Genomic DNA, 5,058 nt, shown 5'->3' on the forward strand with positions numbered 1-5,058 from the left:
GCTTTCGCCACATCTAATAACGCTTGCGTGCCTAATACATTTGTTTTTACAAAAATATCAGGATCTGTAATACTGCGGTCGACATGCGATTCAGCCGCAAAGTTCACAATAACGTCAATCTCGTGCGTTTTTACAAGATAATCGACTAACTCACGGTTATTGATATCGCCTTTCACAAATGTATAGTTCGGGTGATTTTCGACATCCTTTAAGTTTTCAAGATTACCAGCATAGGTTAATAAATCATAATTGACTACTTTATAATTTGGATATTTCTCGAGCATATAACGAACAAAGTTGCTTCCAATAAAACCTGCTCCGCCTGTAACTAAAAGATTCATTATTATCTCTCCCACTCAAAGTTAATTTCCGCATCCGCCAACAATGGATGTTTCGTATCTTTGTCAGAAAGAATTGGATTCGCCGTTGGCCAGTCAATCCCTAATGCGGGATCGCTCCATAAAATACCGCGGTCATGTTCAGGTGAATAATATTCATCTACTTTATATTGTACTTCCGTATTTTCCACTAACGTACAAAAACCGTGCGCAAAACCTTTTGGAACAAGCAATTGTCGCTTATTATCCGCGCTTAAAATAAAACCTTGCCATTTGCCAAATGTCGGTGAACCTTTGCGAATATCGACAACGACATCATAGATAGCTCCTCGAGTAACGCGAACTAACTTCGTTTGCGCCTTTGGATGTAATTGATAATGAAGACCGCGTATGGTACCTGCTTGTTGTGACAACGAATGATTGTCTTGAATAAAATCAAAATCAATCCCATATTCCGCAAAAAGCTTTTTATTGTAACTTTCCATAAAAAAACCCCGGTGATCGCCGAACACTTTTGGTTCGATCAACAATACACCGGGTAATAGCGTCTCATGTACTTTCATTTTTAAACACCTCTTCTACATATAAATCGGTCGTTTTTTCTGATTAGCAATATCAATTAAATATTGACCATACTGATTTTTCTTTAGCGGCTCCGCTAGTTTTAATAGCTGTTCTCGATCAATGTATCCTTTCACATAGGCAATTTCCTCGAGGCATGCGATTTTTAAACTTTGCCGTTTTTCAATCGTCTCGATAAATTGCGAAGCCTCAAGCAAAGATTCATGCGTACCGGAATCTAACCATGAAAAACCTCTTCCTAAAATCTCCACATGCAATTCGCCAAGCTCTAAATATTTTTTATTCACATCTGTAATTTCCAGCTCACCACGAGAGGAAGGCTTAATACTTTTCGCGAATTCTATAACACGGTTGTCATAAAAATACAACCCTGTCACCGCATAATTGGATTTCGGATGTTTCGGTTTTTCTTCAATAGAAATGACTTTTCCGTTTTCATCAAACTCTACAACGCCAAAACGTTCTGGATCGTTTACGTAATACCCAAACACCGTCGCCCCCGTTTTTCGGTCCACGGCGTTTTGTAATAACTTTGTCAACCCATGGCCATAGAACAGATTGTCTCCTAAAATCAGCGCAACATTGTCATCACCGATGAACTCCTCTCCAATAATAAACGCCTGCGCAAGACCATCTGGCGAAGGCTGCACGGCGTAAGACAACGAGATTCCCAGCTGCGACCCGTCTCCTAATAGCTCCGCAAACCGAGGCGTATCATTAGGAGTGGAAATAATTAAAATATCGCGAATACCAGCTAGCATTAAAACAGATAATGGATAATAAATCATCGGTTTATCGTAAATAGGTAACAATTGCTTAGATACCGCCTTTGTTAAAGGATAAAGGCGGGTGCCACTGCCACCTGCTAAAACAATTCCTTTCATCAAATATCTCCTCCACTAATTAAATAACTGAATCACATAAAAGTTATCAATGACATGGAGAACCTTGGGCAAATATCTTTATAAATGACTTTTCACATTGCCAAAGCTAAATTACTGACAACTTAATCTTACTGTAGATGTAACTGTTCAAACACCTTGACAATGGCTTCTTCGCCTTTCCCTAAATTCTAATTCCATTATTAATAAGTGCATTCCTTACAGCTTCTAGATATCCGTAACCATTCTTTCCGTCCGGCTCAAGATACGCTCCCTCACACCATTCATTCCACGCATTAATAAACAGAAACTCAGATTTATACTCTTTTATCCCTTTTTCGATCTTTTTTGTTAGATAATCTTCAAATTTTTTAACTGAAAAATTCTTATAGTAGGTTCCCATAATACCTTTTCTTGGTGTATTATCCCAATTTACAAATGCTCCCGGAATAGTTTTGAGGTCTTTTAATGGTCTTTTCTGTAACGACAACTCTGTCATTCTATCATAATCCATTGGTAAATTGCAGATAGTTTCTCTTCCAGTAATACGACAAAATAGTTTTTTAGAATATCTGTATACTCTCCTTATATTCAATTCATACCAAGGTAGATTGCTTGTAGAGTACGCAGGTTCAAATTCTACACAAGCAGAAAATGGAAGATCTCTTTTATCTATCTTTCTACTTCTTAATGTATTAACAAAATAAATTCCATTTAATCCCCTATCAATCGCCATTCTGTTCCATAATTCCATCATCTCTTGACACTTTTTTATTGAACTTGATTTATATATTATAAATAGTGGTTTTCCATCAACTTTTATATATCTATCATCCCTAAAAAACTTATATAGATAATCAAAATGCTCGATCCACTCTGGTTCATCGCCGTATTCCTGTTCCATAAGAACCTCACCATATTTCCCATCCCAAGATCTTGTCCACGGTTCATTTGCCCATGATATGCAAAAAGGAAGCTTTATATTTTTATTTTCCAGCATCATTTCCATTGGCTTCTCTAACAGCTTTTTGCCATTTTTAAACCAATAATGATAATAACAAAAACCATAAATCCCGTATTCTCTAGCTAATTTTTCTTGCCATATCCTAACATTATCATCTGTTAAATCATAATAATTTTCGTTAAGAGGTATCCTAGGCTGATAGTGATTTTTAGCTAATGGTTTTGCTTTTTTTAGATTCGTCCATTCTGTGAACCCCTTTCCCCACCATCTATTATTTTCTTCTATTTCGTGAAATTGCGGCAAATAAAATGCTATTATTTTCATAATATAATTCCCCCCCACATATAATATTTCAATATATAATGCACTTTGAAGACTTAACCCTTGCTGTTAGCGGCAATCAGAAAATGTACAGTTTGGCAATTAAGCGTATGCATCTATTTCTGCATAATTATAACTTGATATGGAGTGGCGGTCATGATAGGCTCTTTTGCCTGTAAAACCATACAAATTGCCTCCTTTGCGTAGAATCGTGACTGCAGAGGCTCCATGTCAAGTAACGTTGCATATAAGTTAATATTCAATCAACTGCATACTCTTGTTTGCCATTTGGTACATTTTTTAATTGCCAAAAACACCCTTGCACCACGCTATACACTTCAAGCATCGAAACAAGTCTTTGAAGCGTTAATTAACGTCATCCGTAAACTAGACGATACCACCAGCAACATCCTTTGTGAAACACGTTGGTAATACCAAAGTAAAACCAAATTCCCCTCTTGACACAAGAAATCTTTCATCATCTTGGAACAGCGAATCCGAGTATTGTCGAGCACCAGCATAATCGCTTGTCTGGATAACGGCCCTCTAAGATGTTTAGAAAATCAAAAAAAAAGTCATGGCATAAGCTTCCATAACCCAGTGAAGGATTGAGTTCTCATTTTGGGGATTCACGACACCAGATAGGAAAACTTGAACACGATGACCCTAGGTAAGAACCTGTTTTTGTTTGCTGGCTTCTGACTAGGTCGCCCGCAGGATTTCACACTTTTTTATGAACTATCTACCGTTCTCACCTTTGACCAAGGTATACGTGGGCCGCAAAGTCTAAAAGAGTCTCATCTAATGCGGGTTTGCGTACGCCCTCACAAGACATGGGAATCCCGTAACGCTCACGAAAATTTAGCAACCTATATCTATAAAAGTAAATATAATCCATATGTCAATATAAATTATCTTACCCTATAAGCTTGGCATGGAGCCTCTACGCACATGAATTCTTTTGCGAAGACCGCAGCACAAAAGGAACTCACAGAAGCAACCAGCCTACCATGCACGCTACTCCACGCAAAGCCGTGTCCCCAAAATATCTTTTGTGAGAAAACTGACCTGTTTTGTTTCCGATTTAGTGTTTAATTTTTATCTTGTGTTTTACTAAAGCTTTATTTTACATTTTAAATACAATTCAGCTGGCATACGAGCTAAGATGGTTTTCCATTAGGAATGAAAACCGTCCCAGCAGGCTTTTCCGATCGAGCAGAAGAAAAACTTAAAAACGAAGTCTACTAGTGTAATAAAGAATAGTTAGTAATATCACAAATATCCAAAACAACCAAATATATGAATGGTAATAATTATAATCAAACCACCCAAAGGATAATATTGATAAATTAAAACAATAATTAACTTTAAGCCATACAACTGAATTATTTGACCACATTTTAAATATATAGCTTATAAATCCTATTAAAATCGATATGAATATAGAAACCCAAATACCTAAATATATATGAATCGTTCCAAATAGTGTGAAAACATTTGAAACCTTTAAATTATCTTTATCAATCGGGAAAAAGTATTCGGTTACAACGCTATCTACTCTATCCCAATAAGTGATATGCCGTAACAGGTTCCATAAAGGAGCAATAATTCTTTGGCTATCACCAATTGTATTCATCCCTGATTCTAAATACCCACTAAACCCTAATATACCACTAAATAAATATGCAAAAATATCTCTCAGTTTTTCTAAAATGAAATTTTTATTCATAATATTATCAAAATCTCTCATATAGATGTACGGTATACTATATACTACTATAAAAATGATTATGCCTAATGATAATGAAATAATTATCAATTTTAAAGAAGATCTTAAATTACCAAGCATTGTTCTAAAGATAATTCCTGCGATAATTGGAATAAGTATAATTCCTTTTACTTGATAAATTAAAAATGGAATAAGAGTTATTATTATTGATATGCCCATTATGATATTTACTCGTTCATAGAA

General features: G+C 35.8%; 5 protein-coding genes. All 5 read right to left on the reverse strand.

Going from position 1 to position 5,058, the window contains the following annotated elements; translation table 11 throughout:
• On the reverse strand, positions 1 to 341 hold a 341-nt coding region (locus I656_RS00905), incomplete at its 3' end, for a GDP-mannose 4,6-dehydratase (RefSeq protein ID WP_020756771.1).
• A gap of 2 nt (positions 342 to 343) precedes the next feature.
• Positions 344 to 901: a dTDP-4-dehydrorhamnose 3,5-epimerase gene (gene rfbC, locus I656_RS00900; protein WP_020756772.1), complete on the reverse strand. Its 558-nt coding sequence runs from the start codon at positions 899 to 901 to the stop codon at positions 344 to 346.
• A gap of 15 nt (positions 902 to 916) precedes the next feature.
• A complete protein-coding gene (gene rfbA, locus I656_RS00895) occupies positions 917 to 1,804 on the reverse strand; it encodes a glucose-1-phosphate thymidylyltransferase RfbA (protein WP_033006765.1) in 888 nt (295 codons plus the stop codon).
• A 181-nt stretch (positions 1,805 to 1,985) separates the two neighbouring features.
• On the reverse strand, positions 1,986 to 3,089 hold the full coding sequence (locus tag I656_RS00890; RefSeq protein WP_033006767.1) for a glycoside hydrolase family 99-like domain-containing protein: 1,104 nt from the start codon (positions 3,087 to 3,089) through the stop codon (positions 1,986 to 1,988).
• Positions 3,090 to 4,314: 1,225 nt separating this feature from the next.
• On the reverse strand, positions 4,315 to 5,058 hold a 744-nt coding region (locus tag I656_RS18795; protein WP_164832364.1), incomplete at its 5' end, for a DUF6337 family protein.

Origin of the sequence: Geobacillus sp. WSUCF1 (assembly GCF_000422025.1) — a bacterium.
Taxonomy (GTDB): Bacteria; Bacillota; Bacilli; order Bacillales; family Anoxybacillaceae; genus Geobacillus; species Geobacillus zalihae.

Bases quoted from the DNA above. Each gene is read 5' to 3' on its own strand.
- rfbA (WP_033006765.1), bottom strand. From the start codon at position 1,804: ATGAAAGGAATTGTTTTAGCAGGTGGCAGTGGCACCCGCCTTTATCCT.
- rfbC (WP_020756772.1), bottom strand. From the start codon at position 901: ATGAAAGTACATGAGACGCTATTACCCGGTGTATTGTTGATCGAACCA.
- I656_RS00890 (WP_033006767.1), bottom strand. From the start codon at position 3,089: ATGAAAATAATAGCATTTTATTTGCCGCAATTTCACGAAATAGAAGAA.